16 protein-coding genes and 1 pseudogene are annotated in these 15,360 nt (G+C 59.4%); 11 read left to right on the top strand and 6 right to left on the bottom strand.

Annotated features, from left to right (window positions below; all coding sequences use genetic code 11):
- Positions 1-47: 47 nt before the first annotated feature.
- Positions 48-620 (top strand): F0F1 ATP synthase subunit B', encoded by a 573-nt coding sequence (locus tag OLX72_RS04180; RefSeq protein ID WP_433989874.1) that lies wholly within the window; start codon positions 48-50, stop codon positions 618-620.
- A gap of 5 nt (positions 621-625) precedes the next feature.
- The gene (locus tag OLX72_RS04175) at positions 626-1,186 is read left to right on the top strand and encodes a F0F1 ATP synthase subunit B (RefSeq protein ID WP_433989873.1); all 561 of its coding nucleotides are present in this window, start codon (positions 626-628) and stop codon (positions 1,184-1,186) included.
- A 107-nt stretch (positions 1,187-1,293) separates the two neighbouring features.
- Here OLX72_RS04175 and OLX72_RS04170 read toward each other — a convergent pair whose 3' ends face one another.
- Positions 1,294-2,070: a FadR/GntR family transcriptional regulator gene (locus OLX72_RS04170; protein WP_114872051.1), complete on the bottom strand. Its 777-nt coding sequence runs from the start codon at positions 2,068-2,070 to the stop codon at positions 1,294-1,296.
- A gap of 118 nt (positions 2,071-2,188) precedes the next feature.
- On the opposite strand from OLX72_RS04170, the gene OLX72_RS04165 reads away from it, so the two are divergent.
- Complete coding sequence (locus tag OLX72_RS04165) at positions 2,189-2,599, top strand: hypothetical protein (RefSeq protein WP_114868785.1); 411 nt, start codon at positions 2,189-2,191, stop codon at positions 2,597-2,599.
- A gap of 37 nt (positions 2,600-2,636) precedes the next feature.
- On the opposite strand, the gene OLX72_RS04160 is transcribed toward OLX72_RS04165, so the two are convergent.
- Positions 2,637-3,215 carry a HupE/UreJ family protein gene (locus tag OLX72_RS04160; RefSeq protein WP_433990428.1) on the bottom strand — a complete coding sequence of 193 codons (579 nt, stop codon included), beginning with the start codon at positions 3,213-3,215 and terminating at the stop codon, positions 2,637-2,639.
- Positions 3,216-3,470: 255 nt separating this feature from the next.
- Between OLX72_RS04160 and smc the strand changes: the two genes are divergently transcribed.
- Together smc and OLX72_RS04150 are read left to right on the top strand one after the other, a co-directional pair.
- The gene (gene smc / locus OLX72_RS04155) at positions 3,471-6,926 is read left to right on the top strand and encodes a chromosome segregation protein SMC (RefSeq protein WP_114868787.1); all 3,456 of its coding nucleotides are present in this window, start codon (positions 3,471-3,473) and stop codon (positions 6,924-6,926) included.
- Between the two features lie 56 nt (positions 6,927-6,982).
- Positions 6,983-7,342 (top strand): hypothetical protein, encoded by a 360-nt coding sequence (locus tag OLX72_RS04150; RefSeq protein WP_114868788.1) that lies wholly within the window; start codon positions 6,983-6,985, stop codon positions 7,340-7,342.
- Positions 7,343-7,351: 9 nt separating this feature from the next.
- Here the strand turns inward: OLX72_RS04150 and OLX72_RS04145 are convergent, their stop codons facing one another.
- The gene (locus OLX72_RS04145; RefSeq protein WP_433989872.1) at positions 7,352-8,527 is read right to left on the bottom strand and encodes a lytic murein transglycosylase; all 1,176 of its coding nucleotides are present in this window, start codon (positions 8,525-8,527) and stop codon (positions 7,352-7,354) included.
- Between the two features lie 46 nt (positions 8,528-8,573).
- Entirely contained in the window at positions 8,574-9,482 is a 909-nt protein-coding gene (cbiB, locus tag OLX72_RS04140) for an adenosylcobinamide-phosphate synthase CbiB (protein WP_114868790.1), read from the bottom strand.
- A 214-nt stretch (positions 9,483-9,696) separates the two neighbouring features.
- On the opposite strand from cbiB, the pseudogene OLX72_RS04135 reads away from it, so the two are divergent.
- Positions 9,697-10,060, top strand: a pseudogene (locus OLX72_RS04135) (response regulator transcription factor).
- Here OLX72_RS04135 and OLX72_RS04130 read toward each other — a convergent pair.
- A complete protein-coding gene (locus OLX72_RS04130; protein ID WP_114868792.1) occupies positions 10,061-11,041 on the bottom strand; it encodes a glutathione S-transferase family protein in 981 nt (326 codons plus the stop codon).
- A 218-nt stretch (positions 11,042-11,259) separates the two neighbouring features.
- On the opposite strand from OLX72_RS04130, the gene OLX72_RS04125 reads away from it, so the two are divergent.
- Positions 11,260-11,610: a hypothetical protein gene (locus tag OLX72_RS04125; RefSeq protein WP_114872052.1), complete on the top strand. Its 351-nt coding sequence runs from the start codon at positions 11,260-11,262 to the stop codon at positions 11,608-11,610.
- 13 nt (positions 11,611-11,623) lie between these two features.
- On the opposite strand, the gene OLX72_RS04120 is transcribed toward OLX72_RS04125, so the two are convergent.
- Positions 11,624-12,796 (bottom strand): MalY/PatB family protein, encoded by a 1,173-nt coding sequence (locus tag OLX72_RS04120; RefSeq protein ID WP_114868793.1) that lies wholly within the window; start codon positions 12,794-12,796, stop codon positions 11,624-11,626.
- 96 nt (positions 12,797-12,892) lie between these two features.
- On the opposite strand from OLX72_RS04120, the gene def (OLX72_RS04115) reads away from it, so the two are divergent.
- From def (OLX72_RS04115) to fmt, 4 genes are read left to right on the top strand one after another with little or no spacing between them, the layout of a single operon-like run.
- Entirely contained in the window at positions 12,893-13,411 is a 519-nt protein-coding gene (gene def / locus OLX72_RS04115; RefSeq protein ID WP_433989871.1) for a peptide deformylase, read from the top strand.
- A gap of 4 nt (positions 13,412-13,415) precedes the next feature.
- Positions 13,416-13,913: a peptide deformylase gene (def, locus tag OLX72_RS04110; protein ID WP_433989870.1), complete on the top strand. Its 498-nt coding sequence runs from the start codon at positions 13,416-13,418 to the stop codon at positions 13,911-13,913.
- A complete protein-coding gene (def, locus tag OLX72_RS04105) occupies positions 13,910-14,404 on the top strand; it encodes a peptide deformylase (protein WP_114868796.1) in 495 nt (164 codons plus the stop codon). Before def (OLX72_RS04110) ends, def (OLX72_RS04105) begins: the two co-directional genes overlap by 4 nt.
- A 41-nt stretch (positions 14,405-14,445) precedes the next feature.
- The gene (fmt, locus tag OLX72_RS04100) at positions 14,446-15,360 is read left to right on the top strand and encodes a methionyl-tRNA formyltransferase (RefSeq protein WP_433989869.1); all 915 of its coding nucleotides are present in this window, start codon (positions 14,446-14,448) and stop codon (positions 15,358-15,360) included.

Genomic DNA, 15,360 nt, shown 5'->3' with positions numbered 1-15,360 from the left:
CATGCGTCTGCCCGGTGTAACGGCAAGTTCCTTCAGGAGAGAACGACATGGCAACCGAAACGCAAAATGCTTCGGGCGACGGATTGGCCGACGCGACGGGTGTGGCGACACACTCTGCCGCTGATGCTGCACCGGCCATGCCCCAGCTGGACTTCAGTCATTTCCCGAACCAGATTTTCTGGCTTCTGGTCACGCTGGTGGTCATCTATCTAATTCTGTCGCGCGTGGCCCTGCCACGGATTGCGGCCATTCTGGCTGAACGTCAGGGTACGATCACGAACGACATCGCCGCTGCCGAGGACCTGAAACAAAAGGCCCATCAGGCGGAAGAGGCTTATAATCAGGCACTGGCCGACGCCCGCACCGAAGCACATCGCATCGTGGCCGAAGCCAAGGCTGACATTCAGGCCGATCTGGACAAGGCAATTGCCAAGGCCGACGCCGAGATTGCAGCGAAATCTGCCGAGTCCGAAAAGGCGATTGCCGAAATCCGCGCCGGTGCGATGGATAGCGTCAAAGAGGTCGCCAAGGACACCGCGAAAGAAATCGTGGCAGCCATGGGCGGCAAAGCCGATGCGCGCACCGTCACGTCGGCGGTCAATGCAAGGCTGAAGGGATAAAGCAGATGAGACATACACTTGCCATCCTGATGACCTTTGCGGCGGCCTCGCCTGTTATGGCGGCGTCCGGTCCGTTCTTTTCGCTCAAGAACACCAACTTTATTGTTCTGATCGCGTTTATCCTGTTCTTCGCGGTTCTCTACTACTTCAAGGTGCCTTCACTGATTGCCGGAATGCTCGACAAGCGGGCCACCGGTATCGAGTCGGAACTGGAAGAGGCGCGTTCCCTGCGCGAAGAGGCACAGACATTGCTTGCCAGCTATGAACGCAAGCAGAAAGAAGTGCAGGAACAGGCAAGCCGTATCGTTTCGGCCGCCAAGGAAGAAGCGAACGTCGCAGCCGAACAGGCCAAGGCGGATCTTGCCAAATCCATCACGCGGCGTCTTGCAGCAGCCGAAGATCAGATCGATTCTGCAAAAACCGCAGCGATCCGGGATGTGCGCGATCAGGCGGTTGTTGTGGCCGTGGCCGCAGCCCGCGACGTGATTGCAAAGCAGATGACAGCCGCTGAAGGCAATGCATTGATTGATGCCGCCATCGCCGAAGTCGAAGCAAAGCTGCACTGATCAGTCAAACGCACGGACAAGAAAAGAAAGACCCGGTCAGAAATGGCCGGGTTTTTTGCTGCCGCGGTCACGTGGTTGATGACGGTGCGATCGGTCAGAAAAGTGGTTCAGGATTGAACCTGACCGGTTTCATGTTCCAGCCGCTGCTGCGCGATCTTTTCGTGTTCCTGGGCCTTGCGCTGGTCATTCAACGCCGCCTCGACAAAATTCAGATGCGCTTCGACGGCGGCGCGCGCAGCATCCGGATCGCGAAACTGCAGCGCATCGTTGATCGCCCGGTGCTGGTCCAGCAACATGTCGCGCGTAGTGCGCTGTGCGAACATGACCTGCCGGTTGTAAAAGACGCCACCCTTCAACAGTTCGTACATTGACCGCATCATATGCAGCATGACGACATTATGGCTCGCTTCGATGATCGACATATGGAATTGCGCATCCAGACGCGCTTCGTCTTCGGACTCCTTTTTGCTGTGGGCCGCGACCATCTTGTCAAAAATCGCCTGAACCACGGCCAGATCGGTATCGGATGCCAGGCGCGCGGCCCGCATCGCCGCCAGCGATTCCAGATCGCGCCGGAACGCGATATAGTCAAACACCGCTTCGTCATGTGTGGCAAACAGGCTGGTCAGGGCCGGTGAAAAGGCCGACCCCAGCACATCGGCCACAAAGATACCCGAACCGGCGCGGCTGGTCAGCAACCCACGGTCCTGCAGTTCAGACACAGCGTCCCGCAAGGACGGGCGCGATACGCCCAAACGTTCGGCCAGTTCGCGTTCTGCCGGCAGCCGTTCACCCGCACGCAGGATACCGCGCAAGATCAGCTTTTCGATTTGCCTGACGACAGATGTCGACAGTTTTTCCGGTTGGACTTTTTTGAAAGGCATGTGTTTCGCTTTCCGATTGGTCAAATCATATGACCAATGAACGGTTTCATCAATGGCTTTCACCACAGAGCGCGCTAGGCTAACGCGTTGTTAACCATTGCGCAGACAGGATGGCGCAATGAAGCGCGTTTGCCTTGTTGTTTCGCTGATGCTTGCCGCCTGCAACACGCCGGGCCCGCGTTTTCGCGATTTGCCTGCAACACGGGTCAGTGTGGCTGACAGCGTGTTTGATGTGCGTGTACGCGGTGAACTGGCCGAAGCGCTGCGGGTCAATCCGCAATACGCCCCGCGGCTGGGTGTGATCCGAAACCGCGCCGCCCACGCCATGGCTGCCGTCAGCGGTTGCCGTGTCAAAGAGGTGCGCGGCGATCAGGCGCTGACCACCGGATTGCTGGACTGTCGCAATTTGGGTTCCGGCAATCTGGTTGCTCCCCGCACCACAGGCGCGTTTGAATGTATCCGCACGGATCGCGGGCAATTCGATCTGCCCGACAGTGTTTATGAAGACTATGACTGTGATCCTGTCTGACATGAAAGTGCACAAGGCGCGGACAGGATAGGCCGCCTTATCCGGCGCTCATCAGGGCGATCAGCGGGCCTTCGATCTGTTCCAGACACAAAAACACGCCGACACCGGCAACCATAGCACCGGCAAGCTGGGTTTGCAGCGTGCTGGCCTGCCGTGCCGCCAATCCGGCGCCGACCGCAATCAGATATTGCACCACGCCCAAACCGGTCAGATACCCGATCAGAACAGCCGCGCCTGCGCCGCCTTCCTGCGCTGCAATGCTGGCACCAAAAGCCGCCCCGTGGAACAGCCCGAACCCGGCAAACGCCATTAGGACAGCGCCGCGCCCGCCAGTCCGGTTGCGTGCGATCAGGCCGCCCAGAACGATCAGCGACAGCGCAATCATCGCTTCTTGCAAGGGTAGGTTCAGCCCGGCATATGCAGCGCTACAGCCCGCCAGCATGGCCGCTATATAGAACAAAGGTGCTTTGAACCGGTGACCGGACAGATGCGCCATGATCCCCATCGCCACTACGAAAAACAGATGATCAAACCCCAGCACCGGATGCCCGATGCCTGACCGGATACCGTGCGAAAACGTCTCCATCGGCAAACCGGCCAGTGGGTGGTGGGCCAGCGCGGGGCGGCAAGCATAAAACGTTTCATCGGGTTCCTTCCGGTATCATGCTGCGATGTCACGCCTGTCCGGTCCGGATGTCAACGCCCGATAAATTTCGCATAATCGGGATAATCGGCGCTGAATGGACCGAAACAGGCGATATATTGTGGATAAGTCGAAAATTATCCCCACATAAAGTAGCAGAAGCGTTGACATGCGGGGTAATGCACCGTCACCCTGCAAGACGTTCGGAATCAACAACACGAGGGCCCGTTGCGGTTTTCCAAACTCAGACTGACCGGCTTCAAAAGCTTTGTGGACCCGACCGACCTGATCATCTCGGACGGACTGACTGGTGTTGTCGGTCCGAACGGCTGCGGTAAATCCAATCTGCTTGAGGCGCTGCGCTGGGTGATGGGTGAAAACCGCCCCACATCGATGCGCGGCAGCGGCATGGAAGATGTGATTTTTGCCGGTGCTGCGTCCCGCCCCGCGCGCAATTTTGCCGAGGTCAGCCTTCAGATCGACAATTCGGATCGACTGGCGCCTGCAGGGTTCAATGACAGCGACACGCTGGAAATCGTGCGCCGCATCACCCGCGACGTGGGCAGCGCGTTCAAGGCCGGAGCCAAGGATGTGCGCGCGCGCGACGTACAGATGCTGTTTGCCGATGCCTCCACCGGGGCACATTCGCCGGCGCTGGTCGGACAGGGCAAAATTGCCGAACTGATCAACGCAAAACCAAAAAACCGCCGCCGCATTCTGGAAGAGGCCGCTGGTATTTCGGGGCTTTACCAGCGCCGCCACGAGGCGGAACTGAAGCTGAACGGCGCTGAAACAAATCTGGCGCGCGTGGACGATGTGATCGAGCAACTGGCCGCACAGCTTGCCCAACTGGCACGGCAAGCCAAACAGGCCGCCCGCTACCGCGAGATCGGCGAGGAACTGCGCCGCGCGGAAGGCATGTTGCTGTACCGTCGTTGGAAAGAGGCAGACGAAGCCCGCCTGCACGCGCAGGGCGAATTGCGCGATCGTACTGCAGCAGCATCGGCTGCCGAAATCGCGGCACGTCAGGCCGCCAAGCTGCGCGCCAGCGCCGAAGAGACATTGCCAGGCCTGCGCGAGGAAGAAGCCATCGCAGCCGCAGTCTTGCAACGCCTCATGGTTCAGCGAGACACGCTGAGCGATCAGGAAAACCGCGCTCGCCAGACGATTGAAACCCTGCAATCGCGCATCGAACAACTGACCCATGACATGACGCGCGAAGCGGGGCTGAACCGCGACGCCGGCGAAACGATCGAACGGCTTGAATGGGAAGCGGGCGAACTGAAAAAAGCCAGCGAAGGCCACGAAGACCGCCTGACAGAGGCCGAAACCGCCGCACGCGAGGCCGGATCGGTGTTGCAGGCCCGCGAGGCCGACCTGTCACAATTGACCGAAGACGTGGCCCGTCTGTCTGCGCGCCACCATTCGGCGCAACGTGTTCTGGAAGACAGCCGGAAAACCCAGACCAAAGCGGAAAGCGACGCAGAAGCCGCGCGTGCGGCGGTTGCGGCATCGCAAAGCGCGCTGGACAAGGCCGGTGAAGATTTCACAGCCGCTCAAGCAGCGGAAGCCAGCGCAACCAAGGCGGCGCAACAGGCAGACGATCATCTGACCAAGACAGAAGCGTCCCGCGCCCAGACCCAGACCCGCGAGGCCGACGCCCGCGCCGAACGATCACAGGCCGAAGGTGAAATGAACGCCCTGCGCGCCGAAGTGGGCGCATTGGCCAAGCTGGTCGAACGCGATACCGCAGAGGGCGGGCAGATACTGGACCGGTTGCAGGTGCAACAGGGGTTTGAAAAGGCACTGGGTGCCGCGCTGGCCGATGATCTGCGTGCCCCCGAAGTCGAAGAAGACGGGCCGTCAGGCTGGGCCGTGCTGCCGCGATATGACCGTGAACAGCCGCTGCCCAAGGGCGTAACGCCGCTGACGCAACACGTTTCGGTGCCCGATGTTCTAGCGCGCCGGATGGGCCAGATCGGTCTGGTGGATTCTGATGACGGCCCACGGCTTCAGCCGTTGCTGAACCCGGGCCAAAGGCTTGTGTCGCCCGAAGGCGATCTGTGGCGTTGGGACGGGTTCCGCGCCTGGGCCGAAGATGCCCCGAGTGCGGCGGCATTGCGCTTGCAGCAGTTGAACCGGCTGGAAGAACTGAAGCAGGAACTGGAACGCGCCTCAGCCCGCGCCGAAGGAGCCCGCGCGGCCCATGACACCCTGACCAGCCTGCTGGCAGAGCAGGCGCGCGCCGATCAGGCGGCCCGCGATGCGCGCCGCGCCGCGGATACCGCGGTGGCTGATGCCAACCGCGCCCTCAGTCGCGCCGAGGCGGACCGCAATCTGGCACAGGGGCGTCTGGAATCCCTTGGTCTGGCCGTGTCGCGCCACGAAGAAGAAGCAATGAACGCGCGCGCCCAGATGATCGAGGCGGAACGCGCGCTTGCCGAACTGGGCGATCTGGAACAGGCCCGCGCCGATGCCGAAGACATCAAGATGACAGTCGAAGCGGCCCGTATCACCATGATGTCGCGCCGCTCGGCCCATGACGAACTGCGCCGCGAAGGCGATGCCCGCCTGAAACGGTCACAGGATGTGACCAAGGAAATCAGCGGCTGGCGTCACCGGCTGGAAACGGCGGAAAAGCGGATACAGGAACTGGCGGACCGCAAGACAGCCACCGAAGAGGAACTGGCCAAGGCCAGCGCCGCGCCGGATGAAATCGCTGCCCAACGCGCGGAGTTGAACACCGCGATCGCAACTGCTGAAACACGGCGCAACACCGCCGCCGATGCGCTGGCCGAAGCAGAAACTGCCACCCGCGACGCGGTCAACGCGGAGCGCGAGGCAGAGCGCCGCGCCGGAGAAGCGCGCGAACAACGCGCACGGTCCGAAGCGCGCAGCGATGCCGCGCTTGAAATCGTCGCCACCGCAACGGCGCGGATCAGCGAAGATCAGAACTGCACGCCAGCGCAACTGCTGGAGCAACTGAAGACCGACCCGGAAAAAATGCCGGGTGCCGAAGCGATCGAAGCTGACGTAAACCGACTGAAACGCCAGCGCGATGCTTTGGGGGCGGTCAACCTGCGGGCCGAAGAAGATGCCAAGGATGTTCAGGAAGAACACGATACTCTGGTCAATGAAAAAAGCGATCTGGAAGAGGCGATCAAGACCCTGCGCAGCGGGATTGCCAGCCTGAACCGCGAAGGGCGCGAACGCCTGCTGACTGCATTCGAGCAGGTGAATTCGAATTTTTCGATGTTGTTCACCCATCTGTTTGGCGGAGGCGAGGCCAATCTGGTCATGGTCGAAAGCGATGACCCGCTGGAAGCCGGTTTGGAAATCATGTGCCAGCCTCCGGGCAAGAAACTGAGCACACTCAGCCTGCTGTCGGGCGGAGAGCAGACATTGACGGCCACCGCGCTGATCTTTGGCGTGTTTCTGGCCAATCCCGCGCCAATCTGTGTGCTGGACGAGGTCGACGCGCCGCTGGATGATGCCAACGTGACCCGTCTGTGCGACCTGCTGGATGAAATGACCCGCCGTACCGAAACGCGTTTTCTGATCATCACGCACCATGCCGTCACGATGAGCAGGATGGACCGCCTGTTCGGTGTCACAATGGCGGAACAGGGTGTATCGCAGCTTGTGTCTGTCGATCTGAAAAAGGCCGAAAGCCTGGTGGCCTGAGCGCAGTCACCGGAATGTGACAGGACAGCGCCGCAGGATCGCCTAGTCTGGTCGGTATGAAAATCACCTATCCACTTCTTGCGGTCCTTGCATCGACTCTGGGCGCATCAGCGCAGGACTGGCCCTTGCGGGACAGTGATGTCGCCTTGAACAGCGCCGAGGCATCACAATACGTCACAGGCCGTACCGTTGTCTTCTATGACGACGGCCAGTCCAAGTTTTCGGTTGGCGGCGCCTATTCCTATACCTATGCAAACGACGGAGGCAGTGCCTTTGGCACGTTTTCGGTGCGTGATGATGGCGCGGTTTGCATTGATTACAAAAACGGATTTTCTCGATGTGATCTTTATGTGCGCAGCGGTGCCAACATGGTGATGATCACGCAGAAAGGCGAACGGTTCCCGATCCGGCCCTGACCGGTCCCGTTACAGCGCGTTTAGCAGGGCCGGTGTGGGCCACGCATCCGCCGGCAGCCCCAGACGCATCTGTTCGGCCTGCACCGCGGCGCGGGTTTTTGCGCCCAGAATGCCATCAACCTTGCCAACATCATGGCCCAGGGCCTGCAACCGGGTTTGCAACTGTTTCATCTGCGCCCCGTCCAGACCGTTGGCCGGCTGGCCGGCATCGTATCTGTCAGCGCCTTCCAACCGGGTCGCGAAATAGGCCGCTGTCAGCACATAGACAAAGCTTTGGTTCCATTCGAAATAGACGTTGAAATTGGGATAGGCCAGAAACGCCGGCCCGCCCGCGCCCTGTGGCAACAGAACCGAGGCCCGAAGATCATCTGCCGCCAGCGTTCCGGATCGCGCAGTGACACCCATTGTTTTCCAGTCGCCGACGGTGCGGGTTTTTCCCGTTCCGGTGGTTTCCAGCGCAAATCCCTGTGGAAGGCGTATTTCCTGCAACCACGGCTGGCCAGCCTGCCAGCCCAGCGATTGCAGCATTTTCGCGCCGGACAGCAGCGCATCGGGTGCCGATGTTTTCAACATGACCTTACCATCCCCGTCACCGTCCACCCCGTTTTCGATAATGTCGCGGGGCAGCATCTGAACCATCCCGATCTCGCCCGCCCATGCGCCTGTGGTGCGTACCGGATCAAAATCGCCGGCTTCGAACAGTTCAAGTGCGGCAAAAATCTGCGGGCGGAACAATGCCGGACGGCGGCAATCATGGGACAGAGTAACAAGTGCGTTCAGCGTGTTGAAATCGCCCTGAACCGCACCGAAATCCGTTTCAAACGCCCAGAACGCCAGCAATACACCGCGCGGCACACCGTATTCCGCCTCCATCCGGTCAAACACCGCATCGTATTTCCGGGCGTTGCGCTGCCCGTTATCAATGCGGTTCTGCGAAATCAGGCGGCGGGAAAAATCAAGAAACGGGCGCTGGAAAACCCCTTGCGACCGGTCCGCCTTCAGAACGGCAGGATCCTTCCTGACGCCGGCAAAAAACCTGTCAACACTGGCGGGGTCATGTCCTTTTGCGACGGCTTCGGTCTTCAGACCGGACACAAACGCATTGAAATCGCCGCCGCATTCGGCGCGCGCGGGCGCGGGGGAAACCAAAAGGCAAAGGGCAAAGAAGTAGGTGAGAATACGCATGAACAAAATCCGGTCCTGGAATGAATTTACCTGACAGGACTGTAGGTCAGATCAGGGTGATTACAAAGCACGCGGCAAGGATCATGCCCCATGTTTTCCACAACACGGTCACGGCGGCATCTATGTCGTTGTGCGTCAGCGTCTTGCGCCCGGTCGGATTCACATAGGCAAATTCGATCTTTTGCCCATGATAGGATCGCGGGCCTGCAAGTGCGATATCCAACGCGCGGGCCATTGCCGCCTCGGGCCAGCCTGCGTTGGGAGATTTGTGGCGGCGTGCGTCGGATGCGATCCCACTCCAATGCGCCAGTTGGCCCGACAAAAGCGCGATTGTTGCCGCCGTCAGACGGGCCGGGATCAGGTTCAACAGATCATCGAAACGGGCCGCAGCCCATCCGAAATCCGCGTGGCGGTCCGTGCGATAACCGATCATGCTGTCCGCAGTGTTCACGATCTTGTAAAGGATCAGGCCGGGCAAGCCGCCAACAAGAAACCAGAAGGCCGGCGCGATTACACCGTCGGAAAGGTTTTCCGCCGCGCTTTCTATCGCGGCGCGTGCCACATCGCTGTCCGACATAGTGCCTGTGTCACGGCTGACGATGCGCGCCACCATCAACCGCCCGTCCCCGGTGGACAGGCGCAAAGCATCTGCGACCGCGCCGACATGATCACTTAAAGAGCGTTGCGCCAGAAGGATCGCAACCACGACAATTTCAGCCAGCGGGCCAAATGCGGCCAGTGTTTCGCCAAGCGCCAGCGCGCCAATCGATAGGGCCGCAACCACGCCAATGCCCCTTAACCTGCGCAATTGGCCGGTGTTCAGCCTTGTATCGCACCACCCGATAATCCGGCCCATTACCACCGCCGGATGCGGTACCCGATCCCAAAGCCAGCGCGGTTCACCCAAAACGGCATCCAGCAATAACGCGGCAAAAAGAAGAAAGGCGCTGCTCACTGAATAACCCGATCCATGCTGCGCGTGCCCCTGAAAGTTGTGCGGTAAATTGCCGGTTTTCCGCGCGTTGAAGCGGATTCACGCCGCCCTTACAAGTGGTTTCTGTGGATAAGTCAAATGCGAACGAATGCGTTAACGATTTGTTAGGACATTCAACTCACACCGAGAGGCAGTTCCAATTGATCAGTGGTGTGGTGGGCTCCTTGGGGGAAAAATGAATGTTCTAATCGTTGAAAGTCAGCATCATCTGGGCGCGCTTTGGCAGCGCCATCTGGAGCGTCAGGGCGCGATTGTCAGCCGTGCCACCAGTCAGGAAGACGCGATTGCCAGCCTCTATTCGCGGGACTTCGACGTGATCGTTCTGGACCTTGTGCTGGAACAGGGCAGTGCGCTTGCCGTGTCGGATTTTGCAAGTTACCGCCGCCCCAAAGCGCGGGTGATCTTTGTGACGAATACCAGCTTTTTTTTCCGACGGATCGATCTTTGCCCACAGCCCGAACGCCTGCGCCCTTGTGCAAAGCAGCACACCACCCGAAGATCTGGCGGCAATGATCGAACACTACGCCGCCGCGCGGTAATCACATCGCGTCGCGCCCATGCGGTGCGTCATAATCCAGAACCGGATTGATCGGGATGATGCGGTGCGGGTTAATGCTGTCGTGGCTGTAATGGTAATGCCGCACAATGTGGGCAAAGTTTACCGTCTTTCTGACGTCCGGCCACTGGTACAATTCCCGCACATAGGCCCACAGTGCCGGATAATCTACGATGCGGTTGCGGTTGCATTTGAAATGCAGATGATAGACGGGATCAAAACGGATCAGGGTGGTGAACAACCGCCAGTCTGCTTCTGTCAAATCGTCGCCCATCAGATAGCGGTGGGTGCGCAAACGCTGCTCAAGCCAGTCCAGTGTTTCAAAAAGCGGGCCCACGGCCGCATCATAGGCGGACTGGGTCGTCGCGAAACCGCACTTGTAAACGCCATTGTTCAAAGTGTCGTAAATCCGGGCATTCACCGGCGCAATGGCGTCACGCAGATGCACCGGCCAGTAATCATCATCGTTTCCGGTGATGTCATCAAACGCCGAATTGAACATGCGAATGATTTCCGAGCTTTCGTTCGATACGATGGTTTCCCGCTTGGTATCCCACAAAATCGGAACCGTCACGCGGCCGGAATATTCAGGATCGGCCTTGGTGTAGATGTCGCGCGCGAAGGGCAGGCCATACAATGTGTCGCCCGTGGCACCATCTTTATCTGTCTCAAACGTCCAACCATCTGACAGCATGTCAGGATGCACTGCTGAAACCGAAATGTGATTGTTCAGCCCCTTGAGCTGTCGAAAGATCAGGGTCCGGTGTGCCCATGGGCAGGCATAGCTGACATAAAGGTGGTAGCGCCCACTTTGCGCGGCAAATCCGCCTTTTCCGGTCGGGCCGGGCGTCCCGTCAGGTGTAGTCCAGTTTCTGAATCCCGCCGCCGACCGTTCGAATGCGCCGCCCGATTTCTTGGTATCATACCATGTGTCGTGCCAGACACCTTCGATCAAAAGACCCATTCTTCCGCTCCCTTTTGGATGGTTGGATACCTATGGCGGAACGCCTTGTGAATCTACCCGAGCGGGCGCGCAACGGGCCTGCACAAATGCACATTCGCATCATTATCCGGTCACATGCGCAGGATTGTCACGAAAACTGTTAGTAATTGTTGCCAAAAATTTACTTGCTTTACGTAGCAGTTTGGCGAAGCTGAAATGCCTTAAGGGGATGTATGAGTATGACAACGTTTTTGCCGAAAGAAGTTCAGGACGGGCTGGATGCCGCCCGCCTTGCCAGTCTAAGAAAATCATCACGGTTACGGCTGTTTGCCGATGGGATGCCTTATCCGGTGCTGCGGTTGTGGGGCACAGGATTTTCCTTGGCCGCCGAAGACGCGCCGCATTTGCGCGGGTTTGTCGATCTTTATGACGGGGCCAACCACCTGTATCAGTGCCTGATCATCGCGTCAGAAGAAGAAAACGGCGAGCTGATTTTTGAATTCAAGCGCAATACAGCGGCGTCCGACAGCGCGCCGGTCGATTTCTACCGCGATCCGGGGGCGCCTGTGGCGCTGTTGCCCAACGCGTGACGATAAGGCCCGTTTACTGAAGGTCTGAAAACGCGCGCTGCATCCGTGCGCACGCGTCTTCGACGGTTGCGCGTTGCGTTGCCAGATTGAACCGCTGGAACAATTCGCCGCCAGTGCCAAAACTCGGGCCGGCGGACACAGCGATTTTTGCGTCATCACGGATGCGCGACGCTATTTCGTCAAAGCTCATCCCGGTACCGGAAAAATCAACCCACGCCAGATAGGTTGCCTGAAGCGGCATAGACCAAAGGCCGGGAATCGCCTTGATTGCGGCATCGAATACTTTCCTGTTGCCCTCCAGATGCTCGATCTGGGCATCCACCCATTTGCCGCCTTCGGGTGAATAGGCTGCTTCGATCATCCGCATGCCCAGAGAGCCGGGTTTGTAATCCAGCATGTTCAGGCGCTGTTTCATGGCCGCGCGCAGGTCGGGATCGGGGATGATCATGTTGCCGGTGCGCTGACCGGCGATGTTAAACGTCTTGGACGCCGCCGTAAGGTATACCGCGCGGCCACGGTGATCCGGGGCGGCCACATCCATCGGCACGAATTTATTGCCGGAATAGACCAGATCGTGATGGATTTCGTCCGAAACCAGCAGCAGATCGTTGCGCGCGGCAAAGTCTGCGACAGCGCGCAATTCATCTGCTGTCCAGACCCGGCCAGACGGGTTTTGCGGCGAACACCAGATCAGGATCTTCTCGGATCCGTCCAAACGTTTTTGGGCGTCTTCCAGATCCAGAACATAGGTGTCACCGTCCCGCGCCAGCGGGCATTCCACAACCCTGCGGCCGGTCTTGTTAATCTTGATGGCAAACTCGTGATAAACAGGCGTAAAGATCACCGCCCCGTCGCCCGGTTCGCTCCAGACATCCAGACACAGGGCAATCGCATTGCCCAACCCTTGCGCGGTCAGAATCCAGTCTGTGTCGATCTTCCAGTTGTGGCGCGTTTCCATCCACCACTGGATCGCTTCAAAATATTTTGGATATTCGTAGACATAGCCGAAATTGCCATGATCCGCCGCTGCGTGTACGGCATCAATGACACACGGCGCCGTCGCAAAATCAGAATCAGCGGTCCACATCGCCAGACCGTCATCGGGGGAAACGCCGCAAAGGCGCTCCATAAGGTCCCATTTGCTGCTGTTTGTGCCGCGACGGTCGATAGGCGTGTTGAAATCCATGTACTGTCTCCTGATAGTGTCCGCGCACGCTAACCGGAAATAAATCGGCTGCAAGGGGGCGTTGCACCGCACCCGTTGGTGCCCTAAATCATAAGCATGAAACGAAACATCCTGATCCACCCCGATCCGCGCCTGAAAAAGCTGTGTGAGCCGGTAACAGACCTAAGTGATCCGCTGCGCCAGTTGGCTGACGATCTGCTTGAAACGATGTACAAGGCGCCGGGCATTGGCCTTGCCGCGCCGCAGGTTGGCGTGCTTGACAGGCTGATCGTGCTGGATTGCGAAAAGGGCGAAAATGCCGCGCCCAAGCCGCTGGTCATGTTCAACCCGCATGTCGTGGCCGTGTCTGATGAACAGAACACCTATGAAGAAGGCTGTTTGTCGATCCCGGATCAATTCGCCGATGTGACCCGCCCCGCCGAGGTTGAAGTGGCGTGGATCGATCGCGATGGCAACGCGCAGCAACAGGGCTTTAACGGGTTGTGGGCCACCTGTGTCCAGCACGAGATTGATCATCTGGATGGCAAGCTGTTCATTGACTATCTGGGCCCGCTGAAACGCCAGATGATCACCCGCCGCATGCAAAAACTGAAACGCGAACTGGCGCGGGCCTGATCCGGTGGCCGTTTTACCAATCCTGAAATGGCCCGACGCGATATTGGCGCAGATTTGCGCGCCCGTTCGGGATGTGGCCGCTGTGCAGGATTTGGCACGTGATATGCTGGACACCATGTATGCCGCCCCCGGTCGTGGCCTTGCAGCGCCACAGGTCGGGCAACTGCACCGCATGTTCGTGATGGATGCGGGTTGGAAAGACGGAAAACCCGATCCTCTGGTGATGATCAATCCGGTCATTCTGGAACTGGGCGAGGAAACCGCAATCAACACCGAAGGTTGCCTGTCGCTGCCGGGTATCACGGCAGAGGTGCAGCGCCCCGCCACGGTACTGGTGCAGTGGATCACACCGGAAGGTGCACGCGCGGTTCAGGGGTTTCAGGGGTTTGCCGCAGTCTGTGTGCAACATGAAATGGATCATCTTGACGGGATCGTGACGCTAGACCATCTGGACAGCGAGACACCCACGTCGCTTGAAGCGGCCTATCAGGCGCAGCAATGAGCATCCGGCGCTGTATCCCCTGGCCAGACAAAAGACTGCGCAAGGTGGCCGCACCGGTCGAGGCGATCACGGATGACATAAAAGCCATATGGCAGGACATGATCAATACGATGGAGTCGGTGCCTGGTGTCGGGCTGGCCGCGCCGCAGATCGGCGAGTCGCTGCGCCTGGCTGTGGTTGATGCGTCAAACGAACGGGGCCGCGTGGTGCGCATGGCCAACCCTGAAGTGCTGCATGCATCGGTTGAATTGCGCGAACATGACGAAGGCAGCCCGAACCTGAAAGGTGTCTGGGCCAGGATCAAACGCCCGCGTGCCGTGACGGTGCGCTACATGGATCACACAGGCACGGTTGTGGAAGACGATTATGTCGGGCTGTGGGCCACGTCGGTGCAGCACCAGATCGACCACCTGAACGGCAAGATGTTTTTTGATCACCTGTCCAAGGTCAAGCGCGACATGCTTTTGCGCCGCGCCCGAAAACTGGGTTAGGCAAAGCCGGATACCGGCCAGTCCGAAGGGAACAAACCGCAATGCGCATCGTCTTTATGGGAACGCCCGAATTTTCCGTGCCTGTCCTGCAGGCGCTGGTTGACGCCGGACATGACATTGCGGCGGTCTACTGCCAGCCGCCCCGCCCCGCAGGGCGCGGCAAGAAAACCAGACCCAGCCCGGTGCAGGTCTGTGCCGAAAAAACGGGTCTGCCGGTGCGCCACCCGGTGTCCCTGAAAACTGCCGAAGCGCAGGCAGAATTTGCCGCCCTGAATGCCGATGTTGCTGTCGTTGTCGCGTATGGCCTGATCCTGCCGGAACCGGTGCTGAACGCCCCCCGGTTTGGTTGTCTGAACATCCACGCGTCTCTGTTGCCGCGATGGCGCGGCGCGGCACCGATCCACCGTGCGATTATGGCCGGGGACAGGGAAACCGGCGTGTGCATCATGCAGATGGAAACGGGCCTTGATACCGGGCCGGTGTTGATACGCGAAAGCACCGTTATTGGCGCGGATGACACGACCGGCACCTTGCATGACCGCCTGTCGCATATGGGCGCTGCCCTGATCATCCGCGCGCTGGATCAACTTTCCGATCTCACGCCTGTGCCCCAACCGGCCGAGTGCGTGACCTATGCCGCGAAAATCGACAAGGCCGAAGCGCGGCTGGACTGGAACCGGCCGGCCAGCATGGTGGATCGCCATATTCGCGGCCTGTCACCGTTTCCCGGCGCATGGTGTGAAATAAACGGCGAACGCGTCAAGGTTCTGACATCGCGTCTGGCAGAGGGGCAGGGCGCGCCGGGCGAAGTGCTGGACGACAGGTTGCGGGTGGCCTGCGCGACCGGGGCTGTGCAACTGCTGAGCTTGCAACGGGCGGGCAAAGCGGCGCAGGATGCAGAAGATTTATTGCGTGGCTGGCAGGTGCCCAAGGGAACCCGCCTATCGGAGGTTTGA

Origin of the sequence: Sulfitobacter sp. TBRI5, assembly GCF_051013555.1 — a bacterium.
GTDB lineage: Bacteria > Pseudomonadota > Alphaproteobacteria > Rhodobacterales > Rhodobacteraceae > JL08.
The sequence above is the reverse complement of the archived record's forward strand: the minus strand, read 5'-3'. Positions and strand labels throughout refer to the sequence as shown.